The organism is Stutzerimonas sp., from assembly GCF_982611455.1.
Genome location: NZ_CEXBBO010000002.1, coordinates 222,344 through 237,801, shown reverse-complemented (window position 1 = coordinate 237,801; position 15,458 = coordinate 222,344). Strand labels below are relative to the sequence as shown.

Below are 15,458 nucleotides of genomic sequence, written 5' to 3'. Positions count from 1 at the left end.
GTTTTCAGTCGGCAGAACAGCCTCTACTGGGTCAGTTTTCGGTCAGCGGCAACAATGTAGCCTTCAAACACCTTCTTGAGTCGGGCCTTGTGCTCCCTCGCACTAGGCCCTGCGTAGCTCCCGTCTGGGTCGCAAAAATTCTCAACGTACTCACGCTCTGCCAGTCCACGAGGGGACACCCCTCCTGATCGACCACCTTTGGAGAGAATGTCACAGATCGCACCGTACCCGAGGGTGGCCTCACTAAAGGCCTTGTTCTGGCCAAATCCGCCGACCAGATCCCCGAAATGCTTGAGCTGATGGGAGATGAACGGCAGGCCCACCTCGGCCCTCGCCATCTGGTATGCAAGCGTGTGACGAAGCGAGTATGCCGAGAAGTCCAAGGACTCGTACTCTTCGCTCGACAGAATCTCTTGGAAGAACGAGTCGAATTGCGCTGCAATTCTGGTCGAGGTCGAGGAGTCAGGCTTCGCTCCTGGCGCCACAGTGTGCGAGCTGCAAAATAGATAAGGGTTCTGTTTCACCTTGGCAATAAATTGAGCGACTCGAATAGCATCTCGCACAATCGGGATAGCGACCCATTTGTCGTCAAACAGCTTTGCGAGGTTTTGGCGATGCTTGGTGACATTGCTGACGATAAGCCAATACCCATTTTCTTCTTCAAGGCAAGTATCGACCAAGATTTCTGATAGCTCAGACGGACGCATCCCAGTATATTGAGCAACAAGATAACAAGCAGAATATGAAACGTAATTAACGTACTCGTGGAAGCTAGCGTCAATATCCGAAACACTAAGACCTATTAGATATTTCTCAGATTTGAAACGATCCTCAAACTTATCTGAGTAAAACTCAGGCCAGACATCATCAAGCTGTGTTTCTAACTGCTTAGTGTCATAACCTTTTCGGCGCAAACGCAAAGCCACGTACAGATTGTATTTGTATCGCGTGAGCCCGTTGACCGCACCCAAAGCGTATTCTCTTGTATTGCGACGAGCCAAGGCATCCAAATCTCGAACGGGCTCGCCTATAGAGTCCAGAAAGTCAACAACCGCAAACGATGCTTCTCGCGATGCCTTCTCGAAAACTTGGTTTGGCAAAATCCGATAGTTCTTTTCAGAGCCACTGTTATTCTTCGCCCTTTTTGCCCAGCTCAGGGAGTCTAGCTCTACATATGGCAGAGGCTCATCGAAAATCTGTTCCACTAGAAACGGCGATCTCAGGGCATTAAAAAACCTTTGCGTATCTGAAGTAAAAACATAGGGGTGCGCGGAAGCAGCCGCACGATAAATTTCAGCATCAAAATAAGTCAAGCCATGGTAGCCATTTTCGAAGAATTCGTCTGTTAATAGCTTACGCGCCTCAACTGACATAGTATTAATAAACCTTAAGCCGGACTTAAAGTAATCAATTACCGTGATAGGTTTAAGGAACTTCCCCTTAGACGAAAAAATTTTTAGGGCTGATGGAAACTTTAGGTAGCAATACATCGCCACTTTTACTTCGAGAATTGCCAGCTGATTGAGCTTGGGGAACTCCCCAAAATCAATGCGTAGCTTGGCCCCTCGAACGTTGCGAGATGCATTTGGCTCATCGGCATTAAAATCCCAGACTTGATCTCCAAGAGCTGACATCTTACTCACCGGCAAAGCCAGCAAACCGTTATACCAGGCAAGCATCTTAAGAGGGTCAGCGCCGTCTGGAATGACTCCCTCAGTAACTCCACCCAGATGGCGGTGAATAGCATAGCGCCATTGCTTGAACTCCTTGACCTGGAGAAAAATACTCTCAGTCATAGGACTACCCCCTCAACCAAAATGCTCGTATTAACGTTCTCTGATAGCCGCTCGGCTTGTGACAATTCTTCTGCCGAAAAATCGGAGGTTTCCTCATTCAGAATGGAGTTAAGGACATCCAAATTATCCAGAATCACTTCTCCGTATGGGGTGTCCAGCACCCGACTCACCTCAATCATGTGCTGATAATCCCTGCGCATTGCAAAAAGCTCAGGCAAATGAGAGACCGTTATGATGCTATTGCTGCATGACAAGCACTTATTCAAAAGCGTGCAGGGCTTACTAGGATCATAATTCTTCATGCCCTTGATAAAGTCGGGCGGATCAAATGCATTCACGCAAGTGACGAGACCAGTTCTAACTGGAATGGCGTCTCTCGGAGTCTCAATCGTTTTAGTCGGTATGATAACCGGCTGTTCATGCAAGGTTTCCTGATGCAGCTCATGCAGAAACTTGTTAAGCAATTTCCGGGCAGTAAAATTAAAATCCATGCGATCCAAATAGGCCAGCGTGGTCTGTAAGTATTTATGGCCCAGTAATACTTGAATCTCACGAATGGAAACACCCTTCTCAATGAGCTCACTGATAAAGCTTGGCCTGAACCGAGAGGATGACAAACTAATAGGCTTTCCGTCTTCGTCTACTAATTTATGGTCAGAAGCGAATTCGGCAAACATCTTATTTATCAAGCTTCGGCCCGACGCATCGACTGAGTCGACAACGCCAAACTTCCTGGGCGAGCTGGACTGATAGATAAATAACTTATTCCTTTCACTTTCTGGCGCTAAATCTCGAATGTTTCTTGTCAAAAATCTAACATCATCAAAGACTTTTTTGACTGCACGACCTTGTGAGCTTGTCAGCCAAGAAATCTCCGCATGAAACAGATCAAGATGGTACATCTTCCCGCCGGTCGACCTTTCCTTCCAATAAAGTAAGCAGGGCCTGCCGGTGAGATCGTGGCGTTCGACAAAGTCATCCAACTCAAGTGTGTTAAGCGAGTCGGCATTCAGACCTGTAACTTGGGCCAGTCGCGCCACATACGGTGCCAATACTCTCGCATCAATGCGGTAAAGGACGCCCCAGCTTTTATATACGTCTTCTAGTGGCTTACCAACCGCATAAATGATACGGAAAAACACTTTATGGTATTTATTATTTGTGCCGATCTCTTTAGTGTTAATTGGCACGCCACCCAGCTTATTCTCAAATATCCAACGAGCATGATCCAGGGTCGAACAACCACGGCGTGCATTTCCATATTCATCCAATGGATCCTCACCAACTCCACTACGCACATACATCCGCGCGCAGTTATTGGTTTCCTCGATCTCGCGCAAAACTACTTCCGAAATCTTGTTACGTACCGCAATGGGATACGGCCTGTAGAGATCGGTTTCGCGCTCAGTATCGAAGCCCTCAGCGGCCATGTAGTTTTCCAGACCGAAGCCATCAATCTGGAGCACCCGCTTCATCATTGAGCGAGTAACACTCATAAGCGTACTCGCGTGGCTGGTTGATACCGCTCGCTCAACAATCTGCTCTTGAAGAAAGCTCCTGAACCGAGGCAGCGTATATGTGGTAATAAATTCCCGGATGTCCTCGGTGCCCACGAACCCCGCCGACTGCAAGCAATTGCTCATATACCTGAATGCATCTGAGAAATTAGACTGTCCGGACTTACTACTACTTTTCATAGAAGACGCGCTGTAGACGTGCAGCAACGACCTGAACGGCTCATCCGCAGTGGCAACTGCAATGTCTTCAAGCTTATTGATGGGGATCTTCCTTAGCCCCCTGAACTTATCGAATAGCGACTCTGTTTTTTCTGCTGGAAACTTTAAGGCTGCGCGTTGCTTTGAGGTCTTGTACTCAAGATCAAGCACCCCACGCGCCCTTAAGTCGCCAAGGATCTGAACGAAGGTTTCACGGACGAGTTCGTATTGATTTCGAGCAGCATTTAACCCAGAAAGACCTTCAATATCGCTGAGGTAGTCACGAAACTTAATAGTGTTGGCACGAACAGGGATTTGCATTTTTTCCTGGTCGCTTAACCCTTCGTACCAAGCAAGTAGCCGACGCCTCCACTCGCAGGCAGCAGAGCAGTGTCCGGGAACAATAATTCCCTGCTCACGCATAGCATCCAAGACAGGGTCAAACTCGCGGATTCGCCAATTTATCGACGCGGCAGATAGGCTGAGCTCATCCATCAGAGGAGACCATGAGAGAGCGGCCTCGTTACCTTTCCCCAGTCGTACTTTCAGTAGAGATTCTCGATTGGCTGTTGCTCGCGCCACCCATGCTTCGATAGCAGAATCAATTTCTGTGGCCTTTTCCTTGCTAATCATTTCATTGCCCCCGCATCGATTTTCAGGCGGGTTTGGTTGACCAGCTCCTCCATCTCTCCCGCTTTGGTCTTTGTTTCCGAGCCAGGACTAAGCAGCCTCTGATAAAGGTCGTACGGGATTTGGGTGTAAATCTCAGATGTCGAAAGCTTCGAATGACCTAACGTTTTCTGAACAGCAACCAGGCGATCCAGATGGTCTTTGCCAATATCTGGACTACGAAGCAGGGAGTAGGCGTTTCCATGACGCAGTTTGTGCGGAGAGATTTTCTTGGCGATCCGCCGCTTTGCCAGAGCACGTGTGGAAACTCGATCCAGAAGCTTCGTGATGGAGTTAGGCGTGTACGAAGTACCTTCAGCATTCAGAAATGCAGGCGTCTCCAACGCCGTACCGAACTGGCTCTTGTACATCCGGTAGAGCGGAGAGGCGTGATACTTCTTCACTCGCTGCAAGGTGGCTCGGCTTACCAGCGTCATTCGGGGTTTGGCTTGGTCAGCGAGCCCCTTGCTCCCGCTGATCAAGAGAGGGCAGTAGTCCGCGTTCGTGGCCGCCTCTACATCCACTGAAATGAAGAGTGTGCTCTGGAATTTCATAGCGTCCTCAATGGCTGCCAGCGTCACACGCGGCAGCTCAGAACGCCTTACCCCTGTGTCGTAAATGAACTGGAGCACGCAGCGTTCGCGCTCGCTTTCGGTCGCCAGCAGCAGTTGCTTCAGGTCTGCCAGGGTGCACGACTGAACGAGCGCTCTGTTCGGGCTTCGCGAAAGCAGGCCAGTGGCATAGGGATTGGAGGCTTGGCGGGGAGCGGGGGCGTCATCAATCCCACGGCAGAGGTACTTATTGAAGAACGCCATCAGAGACGAATCCCGGTTGCGTACCGTCTTGGTGGATAGCTCCTCTTCTTCGCGCAGATGAGCAAAGTACTCCTCAATGACATGCGTACGAACTTCCAAATAGGCCGAGTCCCGCTCACAGTCGGCAAACTCCCGGCGCCCCATCTGGTATTGGTGGAAGTACCCTAGGTTCTTCCCATACGTCAGCGCGGACTGATAGGACATATGGCCGTTCGCGAGCCCGTGCGATAGGAAGCCAGACACCAGGGGGAGTAAACGCTCATCGTCGTCGAAGACAGCTGCCCCCGTTAGCACCTGACTCCTCGCATCCAAGGACTCACCAGCCCAACCCTCCTCAAGGGTCGGAGACTCATTGAGATCGATACGCTTCGACCGTACTGCTAGAACCTTCATGTTCACTTCCCCTAAGCTTGCGCGGCTGCACTATACAGAATGTGCATTTATTGAGTAGCACAATAACCAACCAGAGAAAGGAAATTTTTTTAAGCAACCATCACGTACTGTGCGTTTTTTCTGAGGGGGCGTAAAAGGAAAATATCGGCGGAGCGCTGGTACAGCTGGCAACTGAGCTTGCCGTCGGCGACGTAAAACTGGAACAGGGCATGACAGGGCGGCAGCGCCATCTGGTCGACCAGCGCCGGGTTCCAGGCCGATACGATCAGGCGGCGCGAATCCGGATTCTTCTTAATCATTTCCACCAGCTTGCTGATCTGGTCCACCGACTCGCCGTTGGGTGCCGGCCAGTTGCGCCACTGATAGCCGTAGACCGGCCCCAGCTCGCCATTTTCGTCGGCCCACTCGTCCCAAATACGTACGCCGTTTTCCTGCAGGTACTTGATATTGGTATCGCCCTGGAGGAACCACAGCAGCTCGTGAATGATGGATTTCAAGTGGCACTTCTTGGTCGTCACCAACGGGAACCCGTCAGCCAGGTCGAAGCGCATCTGATGGCCGAACACACTGTAGGTGCCGGTGCCGGTGCGATCGCTCTTGAAGGTGCCGTTCTCGCGCACGTGGCGCATCAGGTCGAGGTACTGTTTCATCGATGAACTCGAAGCGGGCGCGAAGGCGCAGTAAAAGGAAACTCTGGGAATAGTAAGAGTCACCGCCCGGAATGTCTCGCTGGAAGCGACAAGCCGGACGGTTTCAACTCAAGCCGAGGCCTTGGCCGGTTCGTGACGATAGCCCCAGGCGATCATGCCGAGGCCGATCAATACCATGGGTACGCAGAGCACCTGCCCCATGGTCAACCAGCCGAAGGCCAGGTAGCCGAGCTGGGCATCCGGCACCCGCACGAATTCGACAATGAAACGGAAGATGCCGTAGCACACGGCGAATAGGCCGGACACCGCCATGGTCGGCCTAGGCTTGCTGGAATAAACCCAGAGAATGATGAACAGCGCCACGCCCTCCAGAGCAAATTGATAGAGCTGCGAAGGATGCCGCGCCAACTGCTGCGGGTCGGTGGGGAACACCATCGCCCAAGGCACATCGCTCGCCTTGCCCCAGAGTTCGGCATTGATGAAATTGCCGATGCGGCCGGCGCCCAGGCCGATGGGTACGAAGGGTGCAATGAAGTCCATCAGCTCGAAAAATTTCTTGTCGTTGCGTCGAGCGAAAATCCAAGTACACAGCAGCACGCCGATCAGGCCGCCATGGAAGGACATACCGCCCTTCCATACCTGGAAAATCAGCGTCGGATCGTTGAGGTAGGACGCGAGATCGTAGAACAGCACGTAGCCCAGCCGTCCGCCGACGATCACGCCCATCGCTACCCAGAACACCAGATCGGAGAGCTTGTCCTTGTCCCAGCTCGGGTCGAAGCGGTGCAACCTGCGTGAGGCGAGCAGCCAGGCACCGCCGATCCCAATCAGATACATCAGGCCGTACCAGTGAATTTGCAGCGGGCCTAGCGAGACGGCCACAGGGTCTATCTGCGGGTAAGGCAGCATCCAGGTTTCCTCAGATCAAGAAGTTGATTCCAACGCCCAGCAGCAGCAACGCGAACAGGCGCCTGAGCAACAGCGCTGACAGGCGATGCGCCAGATTGGCACCGATACGGGCAAAGAACATGCTGGTAACGGCAATGCCGACCAGCGCCGGCAAATAAACGTAGCCCAGACTCCATTCCGGCAAATGCGCATCCTGCCAGCCGACCATGGCGAAACTCAGCGCGCCTACGATAGCGATAGGCAGACCACAGGCCGCGGACGTAGCGACCGCCTGCTGAATAGGCACGCTGCGCCAGCTGAGAAAGGGCACCGTCAGCGAGCCACCGCCGATGCCGAAGATCGCCGAAGCCCAGCCGACCACCACGCCCGCCAACGTGAGCCCAGGCTTGCCAGGTACGCCACCACTGGCCTTGGGCTGCAGCGAAAAAGCCATCTGAATCGACATAGCGATAGCGAACACCCCGATGATTTGCTGCAGCGCCGGCCCTTGGATCCTGGCCGCTGTGAGACTACCCAGCGCGGCACCAAGCAGGATGCCGACGGTCATCCACAGCACCACGGGCCATTGCACCGCACGTCTGCGATGGTGAGCCCGGATCGAATTGAGCGAGGTAAAGACGATAGTCGCCAGCGACGTGCCGACAGCCAGGTGGGTCAGCACAAGCGGGTCGAAACCCTGCGCAGTGAAGCTGAATACCAGTACCGGGACGATGATCATTCCACCGCCAACACCGAACAGTCCGGCCAGCACTCCAGCGAATCCGCCAAGAAGCAGATAAAGCGCGAACTCCATCGGACCATCCTGAAAAACAAAAGCGGCATGGTAGCTGAAAAACGGGCTTGAGGCTGGAGGCTGCAGGCTTTGCGAGAAAGCATTCCGAGCCCCTCCGCCATTTCTTGGGCTGGCATATCTGCTGCTTTTTCGTCTAGCCTCCAGCCTTCTGCGTCTTTTCTGGTTTCCTATGTGCCTGATCGTATTCGCCTGGCGCCCGACTCATGCGCTACCGCTCATAGTCGCCGCTAACCGCGACGAGTTCCATGCTCGCCCCAGCTTGCCATTGGGTCCTTGGAAGGATGCGCCACAGATCATTGCGGGACGAGACCTGCAAGCCGGCGGCACTTGGCTGGGAGTGGGGCCTGATGGTCGCTTCGCCGCGCTGACCAACATCCGTGACCCCGGCGCACCGACCGGAGCGCTCTCGCGCGGCGAATTGCCGGAGCGCTTCCTGCGTGGCCAGCTGCCTCCAGAGGCTTATCTGACCGAGCTGACGGGCCATCTTGAGCACTATTCGGGTTTCAATCTGCTGGTCGGCGATAAACGCGAGCTGTGGTACCTCAACTCGCACACCGGCATACCGGAACAGCTTTCGCCTGGCGTTTACGGGTTGTCCAACGCAGCGCTGAACACACCATGGCCAAAACTCCTGCGAGCGCGGGCAGCGTTGCATGAATGCCTCGACGCACCAGAAGCAGAAACCCTGCTGCAGCTGTTGAGCGACCCGCAACCGGCCGCCAATGCAGAGCTGCCCAGCACAGGCGTCTCGCATGAAGTGGAAAAGATGCTGTCGAGCGTGTTCATCGCCAGTCCCGATTACGGCACCCGAGCCAGCACCGTGCTGATCCGCCTTGCGGATGGCTCAACGAGCATCACCGAGCGCTGCTTCGGGCCGGACGGCCCGTTGGGCGAGAATTGCATCAGCAAGGCGCTGTTCATCCAGGCCAGCGAGTCGGGATCGGACTAGAGAGCCGCTGACGGATTGACCATCCGATCCAGGCCGAGATTGCGCAGGGTCAGCTGTACGGTGGCGTGAATCACCTGCGGGCTGTCCATGACCATTATCTTGGCCAACAACTCGCGCGCGGTGACCGAGCTGATCTGACGCAGCATCCATTTCACCTTCGGCAGGTTTGTGGCGTTCATCGACAGGCTGTCGAAACCCATCGCCAATAGCAGGATGGCAGCACCAGGGTCGCCGGCCATCTCGCCACAGATACTCACCGGTTTGCCTTCTTCATGGGCTTCACGCACGACTCGCTGCAATGCCTCGAGTACAGCCGGGTGCAGGTAGTCGTAAAGATCGGCGACACGCGGATTGTTGCGATCGACCGCCAGCAGATATTGGGTCAGATCGTTGGAACCCACCGAAATGAAATCCACCTGACGCGCCAGTTCACGGGTCAGATAGACCGCCGCTGGCACCTCGATCATCACGCCGACGGGCGGCATTTCCACATCGGTGCCCTCGTCGCGAACCTCACCCCAAGCGCGGTGAATGAGGTGGAGCGCTTCTTCTAGCTCGCGCGTGCCGGAGATCATTGGCAGCAGAATGCGCAGATTATTCAGGCCGGCGCTGGCCTTGAGCATGGCGCGTGCCTGCAGCAGAAAGATTTCCGGATGATCCAGCGTGACGCGGATACCACGCCAGCCGAGGAAGGGGTTCTCTTCCTTGATCGGAAAGTACGGCAGGCTCTTGTCGCCGCCGATGTCGAGGCTGCGCATGGTCACCGGCAACGGATGGAAGGCCTGGAGCTGCTCGCGATAGATCGCCATCTGCTCCTTTTCGCTGGGGAAGCGCTCCTTCATCATGAAGGGTACTTCGGTGCGATACAGGCCGACCCCTTCGGCGCCGCGCTCCTGCGCGCGCACCACATCGGCGAGCAGGCCGGTGTTTACCCACAGCGGAATACGCACGCCGTCGGTGGTCTCGCAGGGCAATTCGCGTAGAACATCCAGCCCCTCGGAAAGCTGCCGTTCCTGCTCGGCCAGGACCAGATATTGATCGCGCAGTACTTTCGCCGGGTTGGTGATGATCTCGCCACGCGTGCCGTCGATGATCATTTCGATGCCATCGACCTTGGAATACGGCAGATCGACCGCGCCCATCACCGTCGGGATACCCATGGCGCGGGCCAGGATCGCCACGTGCGAGTTGCTCGAACCGAGCACCGAGACCATGCCCACCAGTTTGCCTACGGGCACCTCGCCGAGCATCGCCGGAGATAATTCCTCGCTGACCAGAATGGTCTTGTCCGGGTAGGTGAGGGTTTGCTGCCGCGCCTGCTGCAAGTAACCGAGCAGGCGTCGGCCGATGTCTTTGACGTCCGAGGCGCGCTCACGCAGATAGGCATCGTCCATCATCTCGAAACGGGCTACATGATCGCTGACCACCTGGCGCAACGCGCCTTGTGCCCATTGTCCGGTGCGGATGACCTTGGACACTTCGCCGCCGAGTGCGGAGTCGTCGAGCATCATCAGGTAGACGTCGAACAGCGCGCGCTCTTCCTTGCGCATTTGCGTGGCGAGCTTCTCGGACAGCGCGCGCATATCGGCACGCACGGCCTCCAGAGCGGTCTCGAACAGCATCAGCTCGGCGGCAATGTCGCTGATCGTCTTATCCGGCACTACATCGAGATCGGCAGGCGGCAGTACCACCAAAGCCGTCCCGACCGCCGCACCGGGCGCACCGGGAATGCCGATGAAGCGCGTTTCCTGAATGCCCTTGCCCTGCCGACCGAGGCCGCGGATCGAACCGGTCGCCTCGGCATGGGCAATAACGCCGGCGAGCTGCGCGCTCATGGTGACGAGGAAGGCTTCTTCACCCTCGTCGAACAAGCGCTGCTCTTTCTGCTGGATGACCAGCACGCCCATCACCCGCCGGTGGTGGATGATCGGCGCGCCAAGGAAGGAGGCATAACGTTCTTCACCAGTTTCGGCGAAGTAGCGATAGCGCGGATGTTCGGAGGCGTGCTCGAGGTTGAGCGGTTCCTCGCGGGTACCGACCAGGCCGACCAGACCCTCATTGGGAGCCATGCTGACCTTGCCGATGGCTTTCTTATTCAAGCCCTCGGTAGCCATCAGGACGAAGCGACCGGATTCGGGATCGAGCAGGTAGACCGAACAGACCTGGCTGGCCATGGCCTCCCGGACTCTCAGCACGATAATGCCCAAGGCCGCCTTGAGGTCCTTGGCGGCATTCACTTCCTGGACGATCTTGCGCAGCGTGCCGAGCATGCTCAGGGGCTTTCTCCCGTCAATCCCGCGCCAGAAGGCGCGGGGCGAGTTCTTTTAAGGCGCGACGGTAAACCTCGCGCTTGAAGGTGACCACCTGGCCCAACGGGTACCAGTAGCTGACCCAGCGCCAGCCATCGAATTCGGGCTTGCCGGTAAGGTCCATGCGCACCCGATCCTCCGCGCCGGTTAGTCGCAAGAGAAACCACTTTTGTTTCTGACCAATACACAGCGGCTGGCTATGGGTACGCACCAACCGCTGAGGCAGGCGATAACGCAACCAGCCACGGGTACAGGCGAGAATTTTCACGTCCTGCTGTTCGAGACCGACCTCTTCGTTGAGCTCGCGATAAAGCGCCTCTTCCGGCGTCTCGCGCGGATTGATACCGCCTTGTGGGAATTGCCAGGCGTCCTGATTAATCCGTCGGGCCCACAGCACCTGCCCGACATCATTGGTCAGGATGATGCCGACATTAGGGCGAAAACCATCGGAGTCGATCACGGCTACAACCTCGCAAACGCATGTCGCGGCATTGTTCCACAAAAAGACGCGAAGCAGAAAGCACGCTGAGCGGCCAGTGATCGAGAGGCTCGCGGCCTTGGACCGACGCCTTTCGGCTGCCACCCGAAGGGCAATACCGCTATGCTTCGCCTCCACTCATCCATTGCGAGGAAGCAGCGTGCGCCTGGCTCTATTCGATCTCGACAATACCCTGTTGGCCGGTGACAGCGATCACGCCTGGGGCGAATTTCTCTGCCAGCGTGGACTGGTCGACGCCGCGGCATATCGAGCCCGCAACGACGCCTTTTACCAGGACTACCTGGCTGGCGAGTTGGACGTGCTGGAATATCAGAACTTCTGCCAGGAGCTGCTCGGCCGCAGCGAGATGGCGCAGCTACAGCAATGGCATGGCGAATTCATGCGTGAGCACATCGAACCCATCGTGCTGGCCAAGGGCGAGGCGCTGGTACGTCAGCATCATGAGGCAGGCGACCGAGTGGTGATCATCACGGCCACCAACCGCTTCATTACCGGCCCGATCGCCGCGCGGCTGGGCGTCGACACGCTGCTGGCCACCGAGTGCGAAATGCTCGACGGTCGCTATACCGGCCGCCTCACCGATGTTCCTTGCTTCCAAGAAGGCAAGGTCACGCGTATCGAGCGCTGGCTGAAAGAGACCGGGCAAAGCCTGGACGACAGCTATTTCTATAGCGACTCACGCAACGACTTGCCGTTGCTGGAGCGCGTCAGCCATCCGGTGGCGGTAGACCCCGATCCGACCCTGCGCGAAATCGCCCAACAACGCGGATGGGACATCATCAGCCTGCGCTGAGACCAAGGTGCCGTGGACGTCAGACCGGTTTGGCGCCCATCAGCCCCATGATGGCGATCAAAATCAGCAGGATCAGTCCCGCATAAACCAGCGCCAAACGCGGCAGACTCGCCGGCGCCGGTGTTTCGCCCAACCCCTGCCAGGCGCGCAGACGGCCGCCGAGCAACAGCCCAAGCGGTACCAGAATCAGGAACAGTATCGAACTCGCCAGAAGCCACAGCTGACCGAGCGGAAAGCCCGCCAGATGCGCCAGCCACCAGCCACTGAGCGGCAGCAGTAACGCCAGCACGGCGAGCAATGGCAGCGACATCAACCGAGTGCGGCGCAACTTCTGCTGCAATACAGCGGCATCGGCGCGGCGCCAGGCCTTCCACAGCATGACGATGTGGGCGATCAGCCCGAGCGTGAGCAGAATCGCCAGCGCGGCATGGACGATGTTCAGCAATTGATAATGTTCCATTGATCCTCGCGGTACGGCTGTCAGCCGAGAAACAGTTGATAGGCAGGGTTATCCGTTTCGTCCCAGTAGCGATAGCCAATCTTGTTCAGTGCCGCCGGTAGCAGATGGCGCTCCTCGGCTGGAACCTGCAAGCCGGCAACCACCCGGCCATCCGCCGCCCCATGGTTGCGGTAATGGAACATCGAGATATTCCAGCGCCCGCCTAGGTTGTTGAGGAAGTTGAACAGCGCACCGGGACGCTCCGGGAATTCGAAGCGGAACACCACCTCATCGCTCACGCCGGAAGCATGCCCGCCGACCATGTGACGGGTGTGCAGCTTGGCCAGCTCATTGTCAGTGAGATCGAGCACCGGAAAACCTTTGGCTTGCAGCCCTTCGACCAGCGCCGCGCGCGGATCGTTTTCGGGATGGGTCTGCACGCCGACAAAGATGTGTGCCTCGCGGTCCTGGTGATAGCGGTAGTTGAACTCGGTAATCTGGCGCTTGCCGATGGCCTCGCAGAACGCCTTGAAACTGCCCGGCTGCTCAGGGATGGTCACGGCGATGATCGCCTCGCGCTTCTCGCCCAGCTCGGCACGCTCGGCGACATGGCGCAGACGGTCGAAGTTGACATTGGCGCCCGAGTCGATGCCCACCAGCACTTGCCCGGACACGCCATCACGCTCGACATATTTCTTGATACCGGCCACTGCCAGCGCACCGGCTGGTTCGGTGATCGAGCGGGTGTCGTCGTAGATGTCCTTGATCGCCGCACAGATTTCGTCGGTGCTGACCGTGATTACTTCATCCACGTAATGCTTGCAGATATCGAAGGTGTGCTGGCCGATCTGCGCCACCGCCACGCCATCGGCGAACAGCCCCACCTGTGACAGCACCACGCGCTCGCCTGCGGCCATAGCCTGCTGCAGGCAGTTGGAATCATCCGGCTCGACACCAATGACTTTGGTTTCTGGCCGCAAGTACTTGATGTAGGCCGCCACGCCGGCGATCAGCCCACCGCCGCCCACCGGTACAAATACGGCATCCAGCGGACCTTGGTGCTGGCGCAGGATCTCCATCGCCACGGTGCCCTGCCCGGCGATCACATGCGGATCATCGTAAGGGTGGATATAGGCGTAGCCCTTTTCCTCAACCAACTTCAGCGAATAGGCCAGCGCCTCGGGAAAGGCATCGCCGTGCAGCACCACCTTGCCACCACGGGCACGCACGCCCTGCACCTTCAGCTCCGGCGTGGTACGCGGCATTACGATGGTCGCCTTGATCCCCAACTCACGCGCGGCCAGTGCCAAGCCCTGAGCATGGTTGCCGGCGGATGCAGTGACCACGCCACGCGCCAGCTCCTCGGCGGACAGCTGCGCCAACTTGTTATAGGCGCCGCGAATCTTGAAGGAAAACACCGGCTGCAGATCCTCGCGTTTGAGCAGAATCTGATTGCCGAGCCGCTCGGAGAGCTGACGTGCAGGCTGTAGTGGAGTTTCCACGGCGACGTCATAGACGCGCGAGGTGAGGATGTTTTTGACGTATTGTTCGAGCATCGTGGCTATCTTGGCGGGAATTGCGGGGTCAACGAGTCTACTCCGCGAAAAACCCCTCGACCACCGACAATCGGCGACCGAAAACGCCGGTTCAGTCCGGAGCAATCACGCTATGGCGCAACGGCCATTCGATAAAAGCGTTTGAGTCCCGAAGGCTGGCCGAAAAAATCCGGGAGACGTCGCGCAGCGACGGCCCGAAGGCCAGTCGCCAAGGATGGCAGATTACAAATGCCAGTTTCGCCCAGGCTCGGACCGCTTGTCGTCCAGCCTCCAGCCTTCCAGCGTCTTTTTCGGCTCTTTTAGCGCCTAGCGCGATTGCCCGGCAGACAAGACCCGCCGGAGACGGAGGGCTATAATCGGCAACTCGTCTTTCTCCCCGCCCGGACCCTTTCATGACCCAGGACCAACTCAAGCAGGCCGTCGCCCAGGCCGCCGTCGACCTTATCGTCCCGCAGCTCAACGATCGCAGCATCGTCGGTGTCGGCACCGGCTCCACTGCCAACTTTTTCATCGATCTGCTGGCCAAGCACAAGGGGGTCTTCGATGGCGCGGTGGCCAGCTCCGATGCCACGGCCGAGCGCCTGAAGGGCCACGGCATCCCGGTCTACGACCTGAATTCTGTATCCGAGCTGGAGTTCTACGTCGATGGTGCCGACGAAGCCAACAGCCACCTGGAACTGATCAAGGGCGGCGGCGCAGCCCTGACCCGCGAAAAAATCGTCGCCTCGGTGGCGAAGACTTTCATCTGCATCGCCGACGGCAGCAAGCTGGTCGAGCGACTCGGTGCCTTCCCGCTACCGGTCGAAGTCATACCCATGGCCCGCAGCCATGTTGCGCGGGAGCTGGTCAAGCTGGGCAGCGATCCGGTCTATCGTGACGGCGTGGTGACCGACAACGGCAACGTCATTCTCGACGTACACAACCTAATGATCGGCTTCGCGCCGGATGTCGAAGCGCAGATCAATAACATCGTCGGTGTCGTCACCAACGGCCTGTTCGCGGCTCGCCCGGCCGATGTTTTGCTACTGGGCACCAAAGACGGAGTGCAGACGCTCAAGCGCTGAAGCAAGCCGCAGCCACAAGCAGATGATGGCCTCTACGCTCCAAAGGATGCTCCGCGTCCGTGCGACGCAGCTTCGTACAGCAAAAAGCGCGACGCGTTCCACCAAGGTC

At 57.1% G+C, this 15,458-nt stretch carries 12 protein-coding genes and 1 pseudogene; 3 read left to right on the top strand and 10 right to left on the bottom strand.

All coding sequences use genetic code 11. The annotated features are described in order from the left end of the window. Nucleotides 1–23: 23 nt before the first annotated feature. From AC2LD7_RS02350 to AC2LD7_RS02325, 6 genes and pseudogenes are all read right to left on the bottom strand, one after another. The gene (locus AC2LD7_RS02350) at nt 24–1,796 is read right to left on the bottom strand and encodes a tyrosine-type recombinase/integrase (RefSeq protein WP_484596244.1); all 1,773 of its coding nucleotides are present in this window, start codon (nt 1,794–1,796) and stop codon (nt 24–26) included. Continuing rightward, entirely contained in the window at nt 1,793–4,144 is a 2,352-nt protein-coding gene (locus AC2LD7_RS02345) for a site-specific integrase (RefSeq protein WP_484596243.1), read from the bottom strand. The genes AC2LD7_RS02350 and AC2LD7_RS02345 overlap by 4 nt, the downstream gene beginning before the upstream one ends. After that, nucleotides 4,141–5,199, bottom strand: coding sequence for a tyrosine-type recombinase/integrase (locus tag AC2LD7_RS02340; protein WP_484596242.1), 1,059 nt, complete (start codon nt 5,197–5,199; stop codon nt 4,141–4,143). The genes AC2LD7_RS02345 and AC2LD7_RS02340 overlap by 4 nt, the downstream gene beginning before the upstream one ends. 314 nt (nt 5,200–5,513) lie before the next feature. After that, a pseudogene (locus AC2LD7_RS02335) lies at nt 5,514–6,038 on the bottom strand (thymidylate synthase); the annotation flags it as partial. Nucleotides 6,039–6,146: 108 nt separating this feature from the next. Further along, entirely contained in the window at nt 6,147–6,947 is an 801-nt protein-coding gene (gene lgt, locus AC2LD7_RS02330; RefSeq protein ID WP_484596241.1) for a prolipoprotein diacylglyceryl transferase, read from the bottom strand. 10 nt (nt 6,948–6,957) lie between these two features. Beyond that, nucleotides 6,958–7,740: a sulfite exporter TauE/SafE family protein gene (locus AC2LD7_RS02325; RefSeq protein ID WP_484596240.1), complete on the bottom strand. Its 783-nt coding sequence runs from the start codon at nt 7,738–7,740 to the stop codon at nt 6,958–6,960. Between the two features lie 169 nt (nt 7,741–7,909). Between AC2LD7_RS02325 and AC2LD7_RS02320 the strand changes: the two genes are divergently transcribed. Beyond that, a complete protein-coding gene (locus tag AC2LD7_RS02320; protein ID WP_484596239.1) occupies nt 7,910–8,689 on the top strand; it encodes an NRDE family protein in 780 nt (259 codons plus the stop codon). On the opposite strand, the gene ptsP is transcribed toward AC2LD7_RS02320, so the two are convergent. Both ptsP and AC2LD7_RS02310 read right to left on the bottom strand, forming a co-directional pair. Continuing rightward, nucleotides 8,686–10,959 carry a phosphoenolpyruvate--protein phosphotransferase gene (ptsP, locus tag AC2LD7_RS02315; RefSeq protein ID WP_484596238.1) on the bottom strand — a complete coding sequence of 758 codons (2,274 nt, stop codon included), beginning with the start codon at nt 10,957–10,959 and terminating at the stop codon, nt 8,686–8,688. The two genes, AC2LD7_RS02320 and ptsP, sit on opposite strands and share 4 nt — an antisense overlap. A gap of 19 nt (nt 10,960–10,978) precedes the next feature. Then, the gene (locus tag AC2LD7_RS02310; RefSeq protein WP_045432287.1) at nt 10,979–11,458 is read right to left on the bottom strand and encodes an RNA pyrophosphohydrolase; all 480 of its coding nucleotides are present in this window, start codon (nt 11,456–11,458) and stop codon (nt 10,979–10,981) included. A 178-nt stretch (nt 11,459–11,636) separates the two neighbouring features. Here AC2LD7_RS02310 and AC2LD7_RS02305 point away from each other — a divergent pair, with 178 nt between their 5' ends. Next, nucleotides 11,637–12,290: a histidinol-phosphatase gene (locus tag AC2LD7_RS02305; RefSeq protein WP_484596237.1), complete on the top strand. Its 654-nt coding sequence runs from the start codon at nt 11,637–11,639 to the stop codon at nt 12,288–12,290. Between the two features lie 19 nt (nt 12,291–12,309). Here the strand turns inward: AC2LD7_RS02305 and AC2LD7_RS02300 are convergent, their stop codons facing one another. Together AC2LD7_RS02300 and ilvA are read right to left on the bottom strand one after the other, a co-directional pair. Continuing rightward, complete coding sequence (locus AC2LD7_RS02300) at nt 12,310–12,750, bottom strand: DUF2269 family protein (protein ID WP_484596236.1); 441 nt, start codon at nt 12,748–12,750, stop codon at nt 12,310–12,312. A gap of 20 nt (nt 12,751–12,770) precedes the next feature. Next, nucleotides 12,771–14,306: a threonine ammonia-lyase, biosynthetic gene (gene ilvA, locus AC2LD7_RS02295; RefSeq protein WP_484596256.1), complete on the bottom strand. Its 1,536-nt coding sequence runs from the start codon at nt 14,304–14,306 to the stop codon at nt 12,771–12,773. A gap of 371 nt (nt 14,307–14,677) precedes the next feature. On the opposite strand from ilvA, the gene rpiA reads away from it, so the two are divergent. Then, nucleotides 14,678–15,349 carry a ribose-5-phosphate isomerase RpiA gene (gene rpiA, locus AC2LD7_RS02290; RefSeq protein ID WP_484596235.1) on the top strand — a complete coding sequence of 224 codons (672 nt, stop codon included), beginning with the start codon at nt 14,678–14,680 and terminating at the stop codon, nt 15,347–15,349. The last annotated feature ends 109 nt before the right edge of the window (nt 15,350–15,458 follow it).

Bases quoted from the DNA above. Each gene is read 5' to 3' on its own strand.
- AC2LD7_RS02350 (WP_484596244.1), bottom strand. From the start codon at position 1,796: ATGACTGAGAGTATTTTTCTCCAGGTCAAGGAGTTCAAGCAATGGCGC.
- AC2LD7_RS02345 (WP_484596243.1), bottom strand. From the start codon at position 4,144: ATGATTAGCAAGGAAAAGGCCACAGAAATTGATTCTGCTATCGAAGCA.
- AC2LD7_RS02340 (WP_484596242.1), bottom strand. From the start codon at position 5,199: ATGTCCTATCAGTCCGCGCTGACGTATGGGAAGAACCTAGGGTACTTC.
- lgt (WP_484596241.1), bottom strand. From the start codon at position 6,947: ATGCTGCCTTACCCGCAGATAGACCCTGTGGCCGTCTCGCTAGGCCCG.
- AC2LD7_RS02325 (WP_484596240.1), bottom strand. From the start codon at position 7,740: ATGGAGTTCGCGCTTTATCTGCTTCTTGGCGGATTCGCTGGAGTGCTG.
- AC2LD7_RS02320 (WP_484596239.1), top strand. From the start codon at position 7,910: ATGTGCCTGATCGTATTCGCCTGGCGCCCGACTCATGCGCTACCGCTC.
- ptsP (WP_484596238.1), bottom strand. From the start codon at position 10,959: ATGCTCGGCACGCTGCGCAAGATCGTCCAGGAAGTGAATGCCGCCAAG.
- AC2LD7_RS02300 (WP_484596236.1), bottom strand. From the start codon at position 12,750: ATGGAACATTATCAATTGCTGAACATCGTCCATGCCGCGCTGGCGATT.
- rpiA (WP_484596235.1), top strand. From the start codon at position 14,678: ATGACCCAGGACCAACTCAAGCAGGCCGTCGCCCAGGCCGCCGTCGAC.